The organism is Arcobacter sp. CECT 8989, from assembly GCF_004116715.1.
In the GTDB taxonomy this organism is placed as follows: domain Bacteria; phylum Campylobacterota; class Campylobacteria; order Campylobacterales; family Arcobacteraceae; genus Halarcobacter.
In genome coordinates this window covers 1-567 of sequence record NZ_PDKE01000048.1, presented here as the reverse complement: position 1 = coordinate 567, position 567 = coordinate 1, and the positions used below count along the sequence as shown (strand labels likewise).

Sequence of the window (567 nt, the reverse complement as noted above, 5' to 3'; positions counted from 1 at the left end):
CAGTTTCAAGATAATTATAAAACAAAATCTTTTTTTTTTTTTTTTTACTTTTGTTTTTTATCAAATACCCAATAAAAAAAAAGAAAAAAATAATAAAAAAAAAAAATAAAAAAACAACAACAAAATAAAAAAAAACATTTTTAAATATATTTTTTATAAAAAAAAATACAAAAAAAAACATTATTTTATTGTTTATTTTTTTTTATTTTTATTTTTTTTTTTTTTATTTACAACTTTTATAGTTCTATCTAATCTCTCTTTTATAAAATCCCCTATCTCTTCTTTTTCTTTTAACTCTTTAATAGCAAAATTAGCTTCAACTGTTCCTTGAAAATCATCATAGAAACAAACTCTACTAACATAATCTTTTCTTTTAGTAACTAAAATATTTGTAGCAACAGGAGCAACAACAGGAACTTTTGCCTCTTCAGCAATTTTTGTCATAGCCATAGTATTTGTAGAAGTTAAAGCACCAATAATAGCTGTAACTTTATCATCAGAAATCAATTTTGAAGCTGCATTTGCTGATTCAATTTTATCTGATTTATTATCTACTAATACTAATTT

At 20.3% G+C, this 567-nt stretch carries 1 protein-coding gene; it reads right to left on the bottom strand.

Going from position 1 to position 567, the window contains the following annotated elements; translation table 11 throughout:
- Window positions 1–192: 192 nt before the first annotated feature.
- Window positions 193–567: ABC transporter substrate-binding protein (locus tag CRV02_RS14365; RefSeq protein ID WP_164969022.1), on the bottom strand; the 375-nt coding region annotated here is incomplete at its 5' end.